Below are 15,295 nucleotides of genomic sequence, written 5' to 3'. Positions count from 1 at the left end.
AAATAGAAAATAAAAGATTACTTGCTGAAATGCGATACTAATTTTATAGCTTCTATTGCTTCTTTAACATCATGAACTCTTAAAATCGACGCACCTTTGGTAAGCGCTAAAGTATTTAGAACGGTAGTGCCATTAAGTGCTTCAGTTGGATCGATATTCAATGTTTTGTAAATCATTGTTTTTCTGGAAATCCCAATAAGCATGGGAAGCTTAAAGCTTGAAAACAGATCTGATTTTTTCAGTAATTCAAAATTCTGCTCGGTTGTTTTTGCAAAACCAAAACCGGGATCTAAAATAATATCGTTAATGCCTAAAGCTCGAGCTTCTTTAATTTTTTCTGAAAAATAATAGGTGATGTCGCCAACCAGATCCTCATATTCGGTTAACTGCCTCATGGTTTTTGGTGTACCACGCATATGCATCATAATATACGGAACCTGATATTGTGCGATTAAGGGCATCATTTTTTCGTCCAGATTTCCGGCTGCGATATCATTAATTATTGCTGCACCAGCTTCAATAGCTTCAGCAGCAACCTTACTTCTAAAAGTGTCTACAGAAATTAAAATTTCAGGAAATTCTTTTACCAAAATTTCGATAGCAGGCATTACCCGGTTTAATTCTTCATCTTCAGCAACATCATTAGCATCTGGGCGACTGCTATATCCGCCAATATCGATAAAAGTAGCACCCTGCTTCAGCATTAATTCGGCTTTTTTAAGAAGATCGCTTTCGTTTTGCATTCGGCTATGTTCAAAAAAAGAATCGGGCGTAATATTTAATATTCCCATCACTTTGGGAGAAGAAAGATCGATAAGCTTGCCTTTGCAATTGATGGTCATGCTGTTAGAAGTTTTAAATTTTGGGGCGGTTCAAAATAATTTTGACCAGCTGGAATATTTGCCCGAAATTTACGCAAATTACCACGGTTTTATGCAAGATACCTCGAAACAATACGATGCAGTAATTGAAATCTGCCGCAGTTTGTTTACCAAGAAAATGAAAGATTATGGTTGTGCATGGCGAATTTTAAGACTGCCATCTTTAACCGATCAAATCTTTATTAAAGCACAGCGAATAAGAAAACTTCAGGAAAATGAAGTAAGAAAAGTAGATGAAGACGAAAAATCTGAGTTTATTGGCATTATCAATTATTCGATCATGGCACTTATTCAGCTTGAAAAAGGAATTGCAGATCAGCCAGATTTAGATGCAGATGAAGCTTCAAAACTTTATGACGAAAAGATCACTGCAACCAAAGAATTGATGATGAATAAAAATCACGATTATGGCGAGGCATGGCGTGATATGCGTATAAGTTCGTTAACCGATCTTATTCTTCAGAAATTATTACGCGTAAAGCAAATTGAAGATAATAAAGGTAAAACTTTAGTGAGCGAAGGTATCGATGCCAACTATCAGGATATGATCAATTACGCGGTATTTGCGATGATCCATTTTGCTGAAGCTGAAGAAAAATAATATCCAAAAACCACCAATTTTAAGATGAAGTTATTAGTGAAATTCGCCCGTATTTTTGTTGGGGTCCTTTTTATTTTTTCAGGATTTATAAAACTGAACGATCCTATTGGATTCTCTTATAAACTTCAGGAATATTTTTCACCAGAGGTTTTAGGTCTAGATTTTCTATCTCCTTTTGCGCTGGTAATTGCCATCTTAATTTGTGTTTTCGAGCTGGTATTGGGAATTATGCTGCTCATTGGATATTTGCCAAAATTCACGATGTGGAGTTTGGTGCTAATGATCATTTTCTTCACTTTTCTCACGTTCTATTCGGCTTACTTTAATAAAGTGACCGATTGTGGTTGTTTTGGAGATGCTATTCCGCTCACACCCTGGCAAAGCTTTACCAAGGATCTCATCTTGCTGGTTTTTATATTGATATTGTTCTTTAATAAAAAGATGATCACTCCAGTTTTTGTTCCAGCGAGCCATCGTTGGATCATTTTCTTAAGTTATATGTTATGTTTTTTATACGCATATTATGTGTTGATGCATTTGCCGGTGATCGATTTTAGACCGTATAAAGTAGGAAATAATATACCAGAACTGCGTGATATTCCAGAAGGTGCAGCGACCGATGTTTTTGAATATCATTGGAAATTCAACGTAAATGGAAAGGAAGAAGTGGTAGTAACCGATGGAAGTTATCCACAACATGAAGGTGAATTTATTGAGGTAGATACTGAAATGATCGAAGAAGGTTATGTTCCGCCAATTCACGATTTCCAGATTTTGGATGATGGAGAAGATATTACTTCAGAAATTCTTGAAGCCGAAAAAGTATTACTAATTGTAGCTTACGATCTAAATCTTACCGAAAAGCAAGGTTACGAAGCTATTAAATCTTTAGAGAGAGAAGCTAATAGCAAAGGTTACCAGGTGGTTGGTTTAACAGCTTCAGGTGACGCTTTAAAATCACAGATCAAAGAAGAATTCAGTCTTAATTTTCCTTTTTATCAAACCGATGCTACGGCTCTTAAAACGGTGGTACGCGCTAATCCCGGAATTTTGGTTTTAGAAAAGGGAACGATAACACAAAAAAAGCACTGGTCAGACGCTTCAGCTATAAAATTATAAGCAAATTCTAAAAAGTCTTAGAAGATTAATAAAAAGCTATAAAAGCCTTTTATACAAAGGACTTATGTGTGATCGAATCGGTATATTTGTAGAAATCAGCTTAAAATTTAAACAACTTTAGAATACTAAATTATGAGAAAAAATATTGTAGCCGGAAACTGGAAAATGAATAATGACCTGGCTCAAACCCAGGAGCTAATCGCAGATCTTAAAAAACAAGTTTCTGCAGATCCAGCAGCAACGATCATGGTTGCGCCAACGTATACTAATTTATATCCTGCTTTTGAAGCTTTAAAAGATACGCCAATAACTGTAGCAGCACAAAATATGCATCAAAATGCAAATGGTGCTTTTACAGGAGAAATCTCCGCAGCGATGCTTAAAAGTGTAGGTGTAGAAACAGTAATTTTAGGGCACAGTGAAAGACGTGCTTATTTTAAAGAATCTAACGAGCTTCTTGCTGAAAAAGTAAATACAGCTCTAGAAAATGATATGACCGTGATTTTTTGCTTTGGGGAAGAATTAGAAGATCGTAAAGCAGATAAGCATTTCGATTTAGTTGAAAGTCAGCTTAAAGAAAGTTTATACCATCTTTCTAAAGAGAGCTGGAAAAATATTATCCTTGCTTACGAGCCAGTTTGGGCTATTGGTACAGGAGAAACTGCATCACCAGAGCAAGCTCAAGAAATGCACGCATTTATTAGAAAGAGCGTTGCAGATGCTTACGGAAGCGAAATTGCAGAAGAAGTTTCTATCCTTTACGGCGGTAGCTGTAAGCCTGGAAATGCTAAAGAGATCTTTGCTAACAAAGATGTAGATGGAGGTTTAATTGGTGGAGCAAGTCTTAAGGCAGAAGACTTTTTAGCAATAGTGAACTCATTTTAAAAATGGCATCAAATTATCTAGAATTTCAGTTTAAAATAGATCCGCCAGTTCCTGCTTCAGAGATATTAATTGCTGAATTAGGTGCTTTGGGATTTGAGAGTTTTGTGGAAAATGAAGATGGCGTTACAGCATATATTCTGAAAGATGAATTTCAGGAAGAAATGCTGGCTGAAGTTCAGATATTAGATTCTGATGAATTTGAAATCTCCTATTCTTCTTCTGAAATACAACAGGTAAATTGGAATGAAGAATGGGAGAAAAATTTTCAGCCCATCGTGGTTGATGATATTTGTAGTGTACGGGCTCCTTTTCATCCAAAACCAGAAACCGAATTCGATATTGTTATCGAGCCAAAAATGAGTTTTGGAACCGGGCATCATGCAACAACGCACATGATGATTCAGTTTATCCTGAAAAACGAATGGAAGGGAAAATCTGTTTTGGATATGGGCTGCGGAACCGGAGTTTTGGCTATTTTAAGTGCGCAAAAAGGCGCAAACCCTGTTGAAGCCATCGATATTGATAACTGGTGCTATCTAAATACACTGGAAAATATTGAACGCAATAACGTTCCTGAAATTAGCGTTAAAGAAGGCGGAGCAGAACGGCTGGGCGAAAAAAAATATGACGCTATAATAGCGAATATTAACCGTAATATTTTGCTGAATGATATGGCGAAATATGTTTCGGTATTAAAACCTGGCGGAGATTTGTACTTAAGTGGATTCTATAAAGAAGACATCCCGATTATTCAGGAAGCTTGCGAAAAGCTAGGATTAAAATTTCAGGAAAACCTTGAAAAAGATAAGTGGGTGGCGGTAAAGTTTTCTTTATGAGAGTTTTAACTTACTTTTTTGTACTTTTGCAAAGTATCTGAATCAAAATTAATACCCTATGAGTACCCAAGAAGAAGTTTTAGAGAAGGTAGATACCCAAGTAGGCAAAGAAAACGAGATTGTTTTATATAACGACGATTACAATACGTTTGATCATGTAATCGAGACTTTAATTTACGCTTGTGATCATACTCCAGAGCAGGCAGAACAATGCTCTATTTTGGTACATTATAAAGGAAAATGTACGGTAAAAACCGGAGCTTTTGATGATTTAAAACCGAGATGTTCTAAGCTTTTAGACGCAGGTTTGAGTGCAGAAATCGTCTAAGCTAATATTGTCGAAATACAGTATAAATTCTTTTTAATAAGGAAAGTTGTTACTCGCTAGGCATTAATACTTTATAAATTTAATCTGTTTTTTCTTCAAAAAAAGTATCTAAAAGTTTTTCTGAATCTAAAATAAAGAATATATTTGCACCCGCTTAAAGCATTTGCCTTTAGCGAACAAATTAAGGCCTCGTGGCGCAACTGAATAGCGCATCTGATTACGGCTCAGAAGGTTGCAGGTTTGAATCCTGCCGAGGTCACTTTTAAAGAAGATAGAAAGAACTAAAACCCTGTAAATACTATGATTTACAGGGTTTTATGTTTTTAGAGGGTTTTGTTTGTGAGCGTTTTATTACCTTTAGTAGTTCACAGATCGTCAACATAATTTTATTCTGTCAACATGTTGACACTTTGATTATCAGTGATTTAAAATTTGGTGGTTTGACTTTCGTCTTTACTGAGTATTAACTTAAAGACGACTATTATGCGTACTTCAAAAACTTTTTCCATTTTATTCTGGGTGTATTCCTCCAGAGTGAAGAACAATCAAACTAATCTTTATGTCAGAATCTCTCTGGACAATCAACGGGTAAATGTTAGTTTGAAATCCAAAATCCCCTATGATTTATGGGATGCTACAGCCCAACGCTTAAATGGTAATTCTAAACTTGCCAAAGAATCTAATAACCTAATAGATGAGACCCGGACGAAGATTTTTCAGAACTATCAGGATTTGCGCTTCCAAAATAGGGAGGTAACCGCGGAGCTTTTAAAAGCTAATTTCTTAGGAGAAGGTCCAAAAGATAAAACATTGGTTGACATTTTGGATTATCATGCTCAAAAAATCAATGGTACATTAACCAAAGGCACTATCCGAAATTTTAAGGTTACTGAAAACTATATTTATCGATTCTTAAAAGAAGAGCTTCATACAAATTCTATCTACTTAAGTGAGCTTAATTATAAGTTCATTAATGATTTTTCGAATTTTCTTTTTACATGTTGGCCTAAGGGACATATTAATGCTATGAGTCATAATACGGTGATGAAGCATGTTCAACGCCTTAGAAAAATAGTAACATTGGCTTTTCATCTAGAGTGGATTGATAAGGATCCTTTTGTTCGTTGGAAGCCCACCTTTGAGAAGAAAGAGCGTGATTTTCTTAATTCAAACGAATTAAAAATAATAGAGGATTTTATTTTTCATAACGAGCGATTGGATAGGGTAAGAGATCTATTTATATTCAGTTGTTACACCGGCATTAGTTTCTCGGATATTAATCAACTTACGAAGGATAATATACGGATAGGATTAGATGGGCAAAAATGGATATTTACCTTTAGAAATAAAACGAAAACAAAGGTCAAGATTCCGTTGCTTGACAAAGCTTTAGAGCTTATTGAAAAATATGAGCATCATCCTATGACAGCGATAGCTGGGAGTCTTTTGCCTTTAATTACCAATGTTAAAGTGAATTTTTATTTGAAAGAAGTGGCAGAGCTTTGTGATATAAAGAGAAACCTTACGTTTCATATGGCCAGACATACCTTTGCTACTACGGTAACCCTGGCAAACGGTGTTCCTATAGAAACTGTTTCAAAACTATTAGGGCATACGAAAATAGCCACTACTCAAATTTATGCTAGAGTTTTGGAGGATAAATTGAGTAATGATATGTCAGATCTTAGTAAGAAATTACGGAATCGATAAGTCTTTGTAATTTTGAAAATAAAAAGGATAGTTAAGAAAGCTATCCTTTTTTTAATAATATTCGTGCATTTATTTCTACACTTTATCGTACAAAAGCTACCTATTGATACCAAATTAAAGGTGGTCCATTTTGGATAACTTATAAACCTTGATTTTTTAGTTTTAGTATTTATGTATTCGGAAAGTTAACCACTCTACTATTTACTTTTAGATCGATATGGCGTTCGCCATTTGCTTCGTTGAGATCAATAAAAAGCCGTTTATCTTTAGCCATGGAAAACTTATCATATGCGACGACAAAACTCGCTTTTGCTCCACCAGTTATTTTAGTAGGTATTTGGTGGGAGTATATAGGTTTTTTCAGAACACTTTGCATGGATTTTTTCTTTCCCCTTTTCTTCGTTTGTACATAGAGTTTAAGAAAATTAAGATCATAGTCCAGAGTAGAGGTATTGCTTAATTGAAATTTAAAATACAGCTGATGATCCCTAAACACAATATTTTGAAGTTCCAGTTTGATGCCATACTTACTTTTTTTCTTTTTTCGAATATGCTCCTGACTATTTAAGATTGCCTTGCATGTTGGTTTATAATCAATACTATCATTTTTAATCATAGGAGAATCACTTGTAATATTCTGGTTCTTTTGCTGTTCCGATACTTCTGTTTGATAGTATTCATTTCCAATACTTGATTCTGCACTCAAAAAATAAGTGAGTTTGGAGAGTTCTTTTCTATACTTTAGGATATAGCTATATACCGAACCATCATTGCAGATCACCAGTAAATTGGTAAGTGTACCGGGACTGGCCTGTAAAAGTCCAAGATTTTGCTGTTGATCACGATTAAATGTAAAAGCAAAATTTTCAGCTCCCGTAATTCCCTGACGAATTGGTTTTGAAAAAAACAAGGCTACATTATAGGTTTCGTTAGCATAAAGGGTATCCAGAGCTTTAGAAGTTTCTGCCTGAATACTTCCATAGAAAAGGATAAGAAAAAGAGTAAATACAGTTTTCATGGTTTTAAATATTAGAAGGTTTTAAAAGAAGTTTATAGTTATTGCTAATGGTGACTTTGATATTGCGGTGATTTTTTCTGAAAATCCGTTGAAGACCACTGACCTGTGGAACTCCTGTTATTTGAATATCATCAACGACATCTCCAAAGACTTCCTGGCTTGCTTCGGCCTGAAAGCTATTTTGGATATAAATACCAGCATTACCGTCACTCTGATCATAAGCCATTAATGCTATAGGTTCATGGTTGATTCGTGAGATATCAATGAGCACGCGATTAGGTTGAAATCGTACAAACCCGAATAGTTTGGTGTTTTTAGGATATCGATGACCATTGATACTACAATCTTTACTTAATCGCAGTTGCAAACGATAACCGGATCGAACGACCTGATGCCCATCAACAACAGCTGGAATAACAGAGTCTGTAAAAGTATTATGGAGTAATTGTTTTTCGGAATGTGCCGTAAAAAACAATTGATGATCTAATGCCCGCTCTTTCATATTAAAATGATATTCAAAAGAGTCAGAAGATCTGGTTAAGCTAGGATTTAAATGATTTGCTGAACTATTCTCGACCTCTGTTTTTTTTGAGCTTTGCGCATGTGGCGGTGGATTGGGTAGTAAACTATCCTGCATGGGAATGGAGGGATTAATCCCACTGGATGGACTCCTGCTATTCAGGCGATCTTTATCATATTCCTGATAAATACTAGGCGCGGTTCGCTCTTTTGTTTCTTCCAGATTATTGAGTGCTTCTAATTTGGAAGTATAAGTTATGGGCTCTTCAGAGAGTTCGGGGATACCCGTGCGTTGAAGGTTTTCATTTTCCTGCCCATCATCAAGATACCAAAATATGGCGCCGACAATAAAGGCAATTACAATCACCGTAAGAGTGATAAAAACAATACTGTTTTTAGGTATTTTCATAATTTTTAATTTTAATAGGTTACTTTTTGAAGGGAGTTTTCGTAAAAGTCAGTGATCAGCATTCCATGCGGGTTTTTAGGAAAATGCCGTTCTACCCGGAGTATTTTTCCGGAAGTAATAAGCTTATAGGTATCCGTAATTCCCCCACGGTTAATTTTAAAAATTGTGGTGGTTCGAAACGGAATAGGAGTGTTCTGTATATCAATCTCACTCTGTACCTGAGTCACCTGTTGTACTAAGGAATATTGCAGCAAGCGATTATAAACACCATCAGCCTTTTTTTGTTGGTATAAATCGCTTACGGATTGATCCCCGAGCCATAAGGCTTTTTCAATATGTTTTTCGTAGGTTCCTGATTCCAGCTCATAGAAATACCGGTGAAAATTATCCAGGTGCGCCAATACTTCCACATCCAGATGATCTTGTTTGTTTTCCCAAGTTAAGGAGAGTACGTTGCCATTGGCATCAACAGCAAATGCATTATTTAATGCTTCATTATGGATGGAATAGGTTAGCCATGCGGAGTAGCTAATCGCAAGGAATGCACCAATGCTTATACTTATGGAGACCAGACGGTTTAATTTTAGTATTGCAAAAATATCAGTATAAGGCGTTTTCATAATTAAATGGATTAGAGATGAATTTTACCCGATAATCGGGATTTGATAGGCTTAAGCGCTACCTGAATAAGAAAGGTTAATGAACTACTTCATGAGGTAAATAAGCGAAGACTAAAACTGGTCGCTTTTTTATAGAGTTTAAACTTCAGGAATACAATAAAGCCTATGGAGCCTGCTTCAATAATGATGTTGATCAACGCATTATCCATCGTTACACCGAGAAGCTCATTCCAGAAATTTGCATTGATTTGGGTATAAAGTGTATTGATGAAAATGTTGACCAGAAAAAATGCCGGAACCAGCATGTAGACAGCGGTGTAGAGTCTAAAGAACTGGTACGCCATAGATCGGAATTTATCAAATACCGAAAGGCTGATGATCAGTGGGAAAAATGCTTGCATTAGTCCTAATAAAAAATAGCGCTCGGCCAGAAATAATGGATATATAAATAGATCCAGGATCCATAAAAACAGACCCGCCATAAAGGAAATCATTTTGACGCCGTAAAGCGGGGTAACCAAAACATCGTATAAAGTTGCCAGTGCCTTTTGCGCTACCTCTATGCCACCGGCAATTCCGGTATATTCTGTTTCCAGTTCCATTTCCTGTAGCTGAAGAGGAAGCAACGGAGGTGCCGTATCCCGATAGTCCTCTTCAATAGCAACAAGAATAGTGTCAAAGAAGCCCAAAAGCTGCGTGGAAAACACAACGACTAAGATCACGGCAAAATTTTTGACTAATGCCCCGGGGCTGAGTCCCCAGGTATATCCTTCACGGTCAGCAATTCCCTCATTGTATTTTTTCAGAATATTCACTAGAAATAATACAACACCAAGTCCTTTTATTCCGGTGATAGTATACTGAGAGAAGTCACTGTCTTTAATAATCTGAAAGACACTATCTACGTATTCCAGACCAATACTATAAGCTGGCAAAGCATTCATTAGAATTCATTTTCGCGATTATTGATTTTATCCTGCATCTCCCGGAAGGAGATGATGTCCCGGTATCTTTTTGTTTTCTGATTGATTTCCATTACCATTTGCCGCGAGGCCTCCTTTTTCTCCTGAAGGATTTTTGCCCGTTCTGCATCGCTCATTTTGAGATAATCACTGGATAAAATACTTTCCATATAACTAAGATCTTCAAGGCTGGTTTCAATGATGCGATTAAAAGCATCACTGACCCTTTCGATTTCTGAAGGTCGGATATAGGGAGAGGCTAAGATTTCCCGAAGATCATCACGAACCATCCGGTATAGGCGCTGGTTATTTTCGGTAATTTCCTGAACGGCATGTAATTGTTTGACAACATTGGTTACCTTTTCCAGATTTTCTTTTTGCTCCTTTAAGAAGTTTACGGTCTGTACCAAATTGGATGTTTGTTTGGCTGATTCGATCAGTTGTTGCGCCAAGCTGATAAAGTTGGTATTGTCATAGACCGGCATTCCCTGAGCTTGTATGTTTCCCGGAATTAGTATTAGAAATGAGATGATGGTAATACATATAAGGTGCTGTTTAGCGGTAAGTAATGTTTTCATAAGCTGTAAGTTTTATGGATTTAAAAATTCTTTTATAGCCGCTTCCATATCATTGGTTTTATTGTAATTGTCCATTATCGCTTCATTTTCGGCACCATCGGTGAGGTAAGCGGCATAAACTTCGGGAGGTACTTCCAAGCGAAAGATGTTACTTTCTTTTCCAATCTTAATGAAGATCTCGGTATACTTTCGCGACCCCGAGAAATTGTTACGGATGGATCGCAGTTGCGTTAGATCATGATCGGATAACTTCAATCTCGAGGCGAGCTCATCATATCCTTTCTCATTGTTAAGACTGTAAATAACCTGCGTATTTTCAAGAATACTGGCAGCCGTTGTATTTCCGGGAAGTTGATTGATCGATTGAAGGATAATACCGATGGCACCGTTTTGTTTACGAATGGCCTGATAATAGAATTCAACGCTTTCGAGTACATTATCAAATTTGAGTTGCTTGGCGAATTCATCAAACAAAATAATTCCGCGCTCGGATCGGTTTCTCCAAATCGTTCGCTGTACCGCTGTTTTGATAAGCTTTAGCATTACCGAAAGAATTTCTTTGTTATCACGAACTTCATCAAGTTCAAAAATTATTAAGCGTTTATCTTCCAGTTTATAGGTTTGATCTTCCTGATCTTCAAATAGGAAACTATAGATCCCGTTCTCCACATACTCAGACATAACATGAAGAAAATCAGATCGGTTAAAGTATTCCATTTTGATTCCCAGTGCTGCAGGTAGTGATTCACCGGAGTCATCAATGAAATGATAGAAACCGGCTAAAGAAGGAATCCCGGATTCTTGTTGGTAATAGGCTTTTAAGATCTTTTTGAGTGCTACAGATTGCGCTTTTTCAATCCTGGTGCCGGGAGCGAAGAGCTCAAATATAAATATTGCCAGATCTTCAAGCCGTTCGGTAGTGAGATCTTTAGCTGTAGCGATATAGAAAGGATTGATCCCAAGACTTTCTCCCTCATGATATCGCATTACGGTATATTGCCCGGGATAGAGCTTGGCAAGCTTTGTATAGGAACCTCCAAGATCGATAATTACCAGACGAATTCCCTGCTCAAAATATTGACGAAGTATATTATTGGCTAAAAAAGATTTCCCTTCCCCGGTCGGGGCAAAAATGGCAAAATTACGAGCTTTTATCCGTTTCTTTCGTTCATCCCAAACATCCTTAAATACGGGTATATTATAAGCCCTGTCATTAAAAATTATGCCTTGTGGATCAGATCGGTAAGAGGTGTTATTGATTAAAAGACATAAAGCTTGTTTAAGTTCACTTACATAAAGATCGTGGTCTTTGAAATTAGTAGCATGAGCCCAGTAGCTGTTAAGGATATAATGCTTTAAAGCTTCCCCTTTCGGAGCATAGGGTATAATATCCAACTCCTTAAATTCCGAATTGATTTTTGAGGCAATGTTCGAGAGCCGGTATGGCTTTTTTGTCCAGTATATAATATTTAAATGCCCTCTTATAATTCGGGACTGCTCATCATCGTTAATACGGTCTAGGATTTCCTGTATTTTACCTAAAATGATTTTGTTTTGGGAACCAAAATTGACACTTTTTTTCAATGCCTCAATTTTTTGTTCCAGGATCCGGCGCCATTTGTATTTATCATCAAGGATCATAACCTGATTAATCATATGATTTTCGTGAAGGGCGAGACCAAGACCATCAATAAATCCCATTTGAAAGCTAAAGGTGTCGGAAGTAAAAGCTTCATTGATTTTACTGGTATGCAGTTGATCGCCAAAACACAACTCATTATTGATTGCCATAGCACCATAATGATGTTCTCCAACACTTACGCCATCACGATGCAGTAACATATCTGTTTTATGATCTTCGTGATATCCATTAAAATAATCTTCTGTAAGTTGGAGCGATTGCTCAGGAGACAATGGACTTAAGCTAATTTTTCGACTATTGTTTAGGAAGGAAACCGCATCTGATACACTGCTTACAAATTGATCTACACGCTCGGATATGCGTTTGGGAATTGTGGTATTCAGCTTTTTGAACGGATTGACAAACCGAGTACTTTGAATGGATTTACCGGCTGGAAGGACAAAAAATAAATGACACTCATGATAGAGATATTCCCTTCCCTTAAAATAGGTATAAGTTGCTTTTTCTAAAAAGCGCTGTTTTGGAAGGGCAGAAGCGGAATATTCCTTTTTGTGATAGGTGTCTTGCTTGTGAACAAGGCATCCGGAAGGCAATGATTTTAGAGATTGAAACCAGCTCGAATGTAGCTTTTCAAAATCTTTTTCAGAAAGAGAATAGATTTCCGGTAGATGTACACTGTAGCCTAAAATCACGTTACCGTTATTGGCATATGCTAAATTACCATCCATATGGATTAGCGGATGATATTTTGAAAATTCAAGTCTTTTCATAAGTTATTCCTGAATAAAATTTATTGGTGATATGCTTTGGAAATCGTCCCTTTGGTGTGAATGAAATAGGACGGTTGCTCATTCGCAGTAAAAGGATATATAATCCAAGGTTCCATAGTAATGCGCTAGCAATAATTGTCATGCTAAAAGCAAAAATGATGATCAAAAGGGAGCCGATTACCGATACCATACATAGAGCGAATAGGGGTATCGGTAATCCAAAAATAACGGCACCCTTACGGATATTGCGGTAGGTGTCAAAAGAAGTCATATTCTTTTCTTTAAACCACAATACCAAGGATATAGGAGAAGATTCCTACCACGGCTCCGGCAATAAGTACAAATACCAATACCCGGGTAATCCCTTTTTTAATATCCGAGTTCTCTCCAAAGAAATGACCGGCATTAAAAAGAAAGCCTACTAAAAAGATCACTGCCAAAATAATAGGAAATACACTTCGGATCGTACTGGCGATATCATTTACGGAATCTTCAATACCCCCAATCTGAGCAAAAAGTGGCGTCGCAAAAACGCTTAACATTAAAGTAAGTACAATTGATTTTCTCATAACATAATGATTTAGAATTTGTTATGATAAAGTTATAGTTTTAAGGATGTAAAATACTGTAAATCAATAATTTGTGAATAAAATAAAGTTTAGTGTCGGATGATAGATTTTAGTGCTAATTGGCAATAAATATTATGATGAGAACCAATAATCTGTTGATAACTTATTCAATGGAATATATCGGAGGTCTCAAAAACGACAATGTATCGTTCATTTACCTAAAGTTTATTTTTAAAATCCCCCGAAAATATACTTCAAAAACATACGCAACTTTTTCATTATCAGTGTATCTATATAGAAACCAATACTAGTCATTATGAAAAAAGTTTACGAATTAATTTTGTTGCTATTCATTGTTGCTTCCTGCAGTACGAATCCTGAAAATGACAATAGCTTTTCTTTTTCTAATGGGAATACCGCGGAATACGACGAAATGGGAGAGTTTCAAACTGGAGATCAATATGAAGAATATGTAGAGAATCCATTTGTGTATACCTCAGAAGCTCCAATTTCCACATTCTCCATTGATGCCGATGGTGCTTCCTATGGGAATATGAGAAGATTTATAATGCAGGAAAATATGTTACCTCCAAGAGGAGCCATTCGTACAGAGGAGCTTATTAATTATTTTAACCTGGATTACGAGTTTAATGGAGGCGAACATCCCATTGGTTTAAATGGGGAGCTTAGTGGAAATCCATGGAATAGTGAAAACAAATTGATTAGAATTGGAATAAAAGGTAAAACAATACCTGAAAGTGAAGATGTACCATCAAACTTTGTCTTTCTTATTGATGTCTCAGGATCGATGGCCAGTGAAGATAAGCTGGAACTTTTAAAGAATGGTTTTAAATATTTCGTTGATGGATTAGGGGCAGAGGATCGTATAGCAATAGTGACTTATGCCGGTAGTGCCGGAGTCTTATTAGCATCAACATCCGGGACAGAAAAAAATACCATCAAAAATGCAATCGATCAATTAGGTGCGGGAGGAAGTACAGCCGGAGCAGCAGGAATTTCTACTGCATACGAGATCGCACAGGAAAATTTTATTGAAAATGGCAATAACCGAATTATTCTGGGAACTGATGGCGACTTTAATGTGGGAATAAGTAACCGAGAGGAACTCATAGCGCTTATAGAAGAGAAAAGAGCTTCCAAAATATTTCTAACGGTCTTGGGAGTAGGTCGAGGGAATTTAAACGATGCTGCCCTGGAGCAGATTGCCAACCACGGAAATGGAAATTATGAATATATCGATAATCCGGAGCAATTACGGAAAGTCTTTATTTACGATTATAGTAAATTTTATACCATAGCCAAAGATGTTAAAGTTCAGGTAGCTTTTAATCCTGAAGTAGTGGAAGCTTATCGCTTAATTGGATATGAAAACAGAATTTTAGATACAGAAGATTTTGAAGATGATACGGAAGATGCCGGGGAGATCGGTGCAGGGCAAAATATCACTGCACTCTATGAAATTGTTCCTGTTGGTAATGTTTCTGAAAACCTTCCGGCTTTTACAGTAGATTTTCGATATAAGTTACCGGATAGCGATGTTAGCATTCCTATTCAGTTGGAAATTTTTGATGAAGCAAAAACTTTTTCTGAGTCATCTGATTTCATGAAGTTTACCGCTGGTATTTCAGCATTCTCGATGCTCCTTTCTGATTCCGAATATAAAGGGACAAGTAGTTATTCTCAGGTATTGGAATGGATCAACAGTACCAACCTACGAGATGAACATGGCTTTAAAGCGGAGTTTAAAGAAATAGTCACAAAGGCCAAAGATTTGTGATTATTTAATAGCAATTATAGTTATATACCGGATAATAAAGGAATGTGCCA

At 36.5% G+C, this 15,295-nt stretch carries 15 protein-coding genes and 1 tRNA gene; 8 read left to right on the top strand and 8 right to left on the bottom strand.

The window, feature by feature from the left end; translation table 11 throughout:
• Positions 1-17 precede the first annotated feature (17 nt).
• On the bottom strand, positions 18-842 hold the full coding sequence (gene folP / locus BM201_RS16610) for a dihydropteroate synthase (protein ID WP_092544687.1): 825 nt from the start codon (positions 840-842) through the stop codon (positions 18-20).
• A 91-nt stretch (positions 843-933) separates the two neighbouring features.
• On the opposite strand from folP, the gene BM201_RS16605 reads away from it, so the two are divergent.
• The 7 genes from BM201_RS16605 (at position 934) to BM201_RS16575 (ending at position 6,360) form a co-directional block, all read left to right on the top strand.
• Positions 934-1,482, top strand: a complete 549-nt coding sequence (locus tag BM201_RS16605; RefSeq protein WP_092544754.1) for a DUF1599 domain-containing protein — start codon at positions 934-936, stop codon at positions 1,480-1,482.
• Between the two features lie 24 nt (positions 1,483-1,506).
• Complete coding sequence (locus tag BM201_RS16600; protein ID WP_092544684.1) at positions 1,507-2,601, top strand: BT_3928 family protein; 1,095 nt, start codon at positions 1,507-1,509, stop codon at positions 2,599-2,601.
• 132 nt (positions 2,602-2,733) lie between these two features.
• Positions 2,734-3,486, top strand: a complete 753-nt coding sequence (tpiA, locus tag BM201_RS16595) for a triose-phosphate isomerase (protein ID WP_092544682.1) — start codon at positions 2,734-2,736, stop codon at positions 3,484-3,486.
• Between the two features lie 2 nt (positions 3,487-3,488).
• Positions 3,489-4,322: a 50S ribosomal protein L11 methyltransferase gene (prmA, locus tag BM201_RS16590; protein ID WP_092544680.1), complete on the top strand. Its 834-nt coding sequence runs from the start codon at positions 3,489-3,491 to the stop codon at positions 4,320-4,322.
• Between the two features lie 58 nt (positions 4,323-4,380).
• Positions 4,381-4,650: an ATP-dependent Clp protease adaptor ClpS gene (locus tag BM201_RS16585; protein ID WP_092544678.1), complete on the top strand. Its 270-nt coding sequence runs from the start codon at positions 4,381-4,383 to the stop codon at positions 4,648-4,650.
• A 185-nt stretch (positions 4,651-4,835) separates the two neighbouring features.
• Positions 4,836-4,909 (top strand) — tRNA-Arg (locus BM201_RS16580).
• Between the two features lie 224 nt (positions 4,910-5,133).
• Entirely contained in the window at positions 5,134-6,360 is a 1,227-nt protein-coding gene (locus BM201_RS16575) for a site-specific integrase (protein WP_092544676.1), read from the top strand.
• 169 nt (positions 6,361-6,529) lie between these two features.
• On the opposite strand, the gene BM201_RS16570 is transcribed toward BM201_RS16575, so the two are convergent.
• The 7 genes from BM201_RS16570 to BM201_RS16535 form a co-directional block, all read right to left on the bottom strand.
• A complete protein-coding gene (locus BM201_RS16570) occupies positions 6,530-7,378 on the bottom strand; it encodes a DUF4138 domain-containing protein (protein ID WP_092544674.1) in 849 nt (282 codons plus the stop codon).
• A 4-nt stretch (positions 7,379-7,382) separates the two neighbouring features.
• Complete coding sequence (gene traM / locus BM201_RS16565; protein ID WP_092544672.1) at positions 7,383-8,306, bottom strand: conjugative transposon protein TraM; 924 nt, start codon at positions 8,304-8,306, stop codon at positions 7,383-7,385.
• An 11-nt stretch (positions 8,307-8,317) separates the two neighbouring features.
• Complete coding sequence (locus BM201_RS16560) at positions 8,318-8,926, bottom strand: conjugal transfer protein TraK (RefSeq protein WP_092544670.1); 609 nt, start codon at positions 8,924-8,926, stop codon at positions 8,318-8,320.
• Positions 8,927-9,015: 89 nt separating this feature from the next.
• The gene (locus BM201_RS16555; RefSeq protein WP_092544668.1) at positions 9,016-9,870 is read right to left on the bottom strand and encodes a hypothetical protein; all 855 of its coding nucleotides are present in this window, start codon (positions 9,868-9,870) and stop codon (positions 9,016-9,018) included.
• Positions 9,870-10,466, bottom strand: a complete 597-nt coding sequence (locus BM201_RS16550) for a TrbJ/VirB5 family protein (protein WP_092544666.1) — start codon at positions 10,464-10,466, stop codon at positions 9,870-9,872. Before BM201_RS16550 ends, BM201_RS16555 begins: the two co-directional genes overlap by 1 nt.
• Positions 10,467-10,478: 12 nt before the next feature.
• Positions 10,479-12,878, bottom strand: a complete 2,400-nt coding sequence (locus BM201_RS16545; protein ID WP_092544663.1) for a TraG family conjugative transposon ATPase — start codon at positions 12,876-12,878, stop codon at positions 10,479-10,481.
• 281 nt (positions 12,879-13,159) lie between these two features.
• Entirely contained in the window at positions 13,160-13,447 is a 288-nt protein-coding gene (locus BM201_RS16535) for a hypothetical protein (protein ID WP_084840822.1), read from the bottom strand.
• Between the two features lie 316 nt (positions 13,448-13,763).
• On the opposite strand from BM201_RS16535, the gene BM201_RS16530 reads away from it, so the two are divergent.
• A complete protein-coding gene (locus BM201_RS16530; protein WP_092544661.1) occupies positions 13,764-15,245 on the top strand; it encodes a vWA domain-containing protein in 1,482 nt (493 codons plus the stop codon).
• Positions 15,246-15,295 lie beyond the last annotated feature (50 nt).

Origin of the sequence: Zunongwangia mangrovi (assembly GCF_900112105.1) — a bacterium.
GTDB lineage: Bacteria > Bacteroidota > Bacteroidia > Flavobacteriales > Flavobacteriaceae > Zunongwangia > Zunongwangia mangrovi.
This window is presented reverse-complemented; position numbering and strand designations above follow the sequence as displayed.

What these genes read in the sequence shown, in the direction of transcription:
- folP (WP_092544687.1), bottom strand. Translation starts at nt 842, where the DNA reads ATGACCATCAATTGCAAAGGCAAGCTTATCGATCTTTCTTCTCCCAAA.
- BM201_RS16550 (WP_092544666.1), bottom strand. Translation starts at nt 10,466, where the DNA reads ATGAAAACATTACTTACCGCTAAACAGCACCTTATATGTATTACCATC.
- BM201_RS16605 (WP_092544754.1), top strand. Translation starts at nt 934, where the DNA reads ATGCAAGATACCTCGAAACAATACGATGCAGTAATTGAAATCTGCCGC.
- BM201_RS16570 (WP_092544674.1), bottom strand. Translation starts at nt 7,378, where the DNA reads ATGAAAACTGTATTTACTCTTTTTCTTATCCTTTTCTATGGAAGTATT.
- BM201_RS16585 (WP_092544678.1), top strand. Translation starts at nt 4,381, where the DNA reads ATGAGTACCCAAGAAGAAGTTTTAGAGAAGGTAGATACCCAAGTAGGC.
- traM (WP_092544672.1), bottom strand. Translation starts at nt 8,306, where the DNA reads ATGAAAATACCTAAAAACAGTATTGTTTTTATCACTCTTACGGTGATT.
- BM201_RS16545 (WP_092544663.1), bottom strand. Translation starts at nt 12,878, where the DNA reads ATGAAAAGACTTGAATTTTCAAAATATCATCCGCTAATCCATATGGAT.
- prmA (WP_092544680.1), top strand. Translation starts at nt 3,489, where the DNA reads ATGGCATCAAATTATCTAGAATTTCAGTTTAAAATAGATCCGCCAGTT.
- tpiA (WP_092544682.1), top strand. Translation starts at nt 2,734, where the DNA reads ATGAGAAAAAATATTGTAGCCGGAAACTGGAAAATGAATAATGACCTG.
- BM201_RS16575 (WP_092544676.1), top strand. Translation starts at nt 5,134, where the DNA reads ATGCGTACTTCAAAAACTTTTTCCATTTTATTCTGGGTGTATTCCTCC.
- BM201_RS16560 (WP_092544670.1), bottom strand. Translation starts at nt 8,926, where the DNA reads ATGAAAACGCCTTATACTGATATTTTTGCAATACTAAAATTAAACCGT.
- BM201_RS16530 (WP_092544661.1), top strand. Translation starts at nt 13,764, where the DNA reads ATGAAAAAAGTTTACGAATTAATTTTGTTGCTATTCATTGTTGCTTCC.
- BM201_RS16555 (WP_092544668.1), bottom strand. Translation starts at nt 9,870, where the DNA reads ATGAATGCTTTGCCAGCTTATAGTATTGGTCTGGAATACGTAGATAGT.
- BM201_RS16600 (WP_092544684.1), top strand. Translation starts at nt 1,507, where the DNA reads ATGAAGTTATTAGTGAAATTCGCCCGTATTTTTGTTGGGGTCCTTTTT.
- BM201_RS16535 (WP_084840822.1), bottom strand. Translation starts at nt 13,447, where the DNA reads ATGAGAAAATCAATTGTACTTACTTTAATGTTAAGCGTTTTTGCGACG.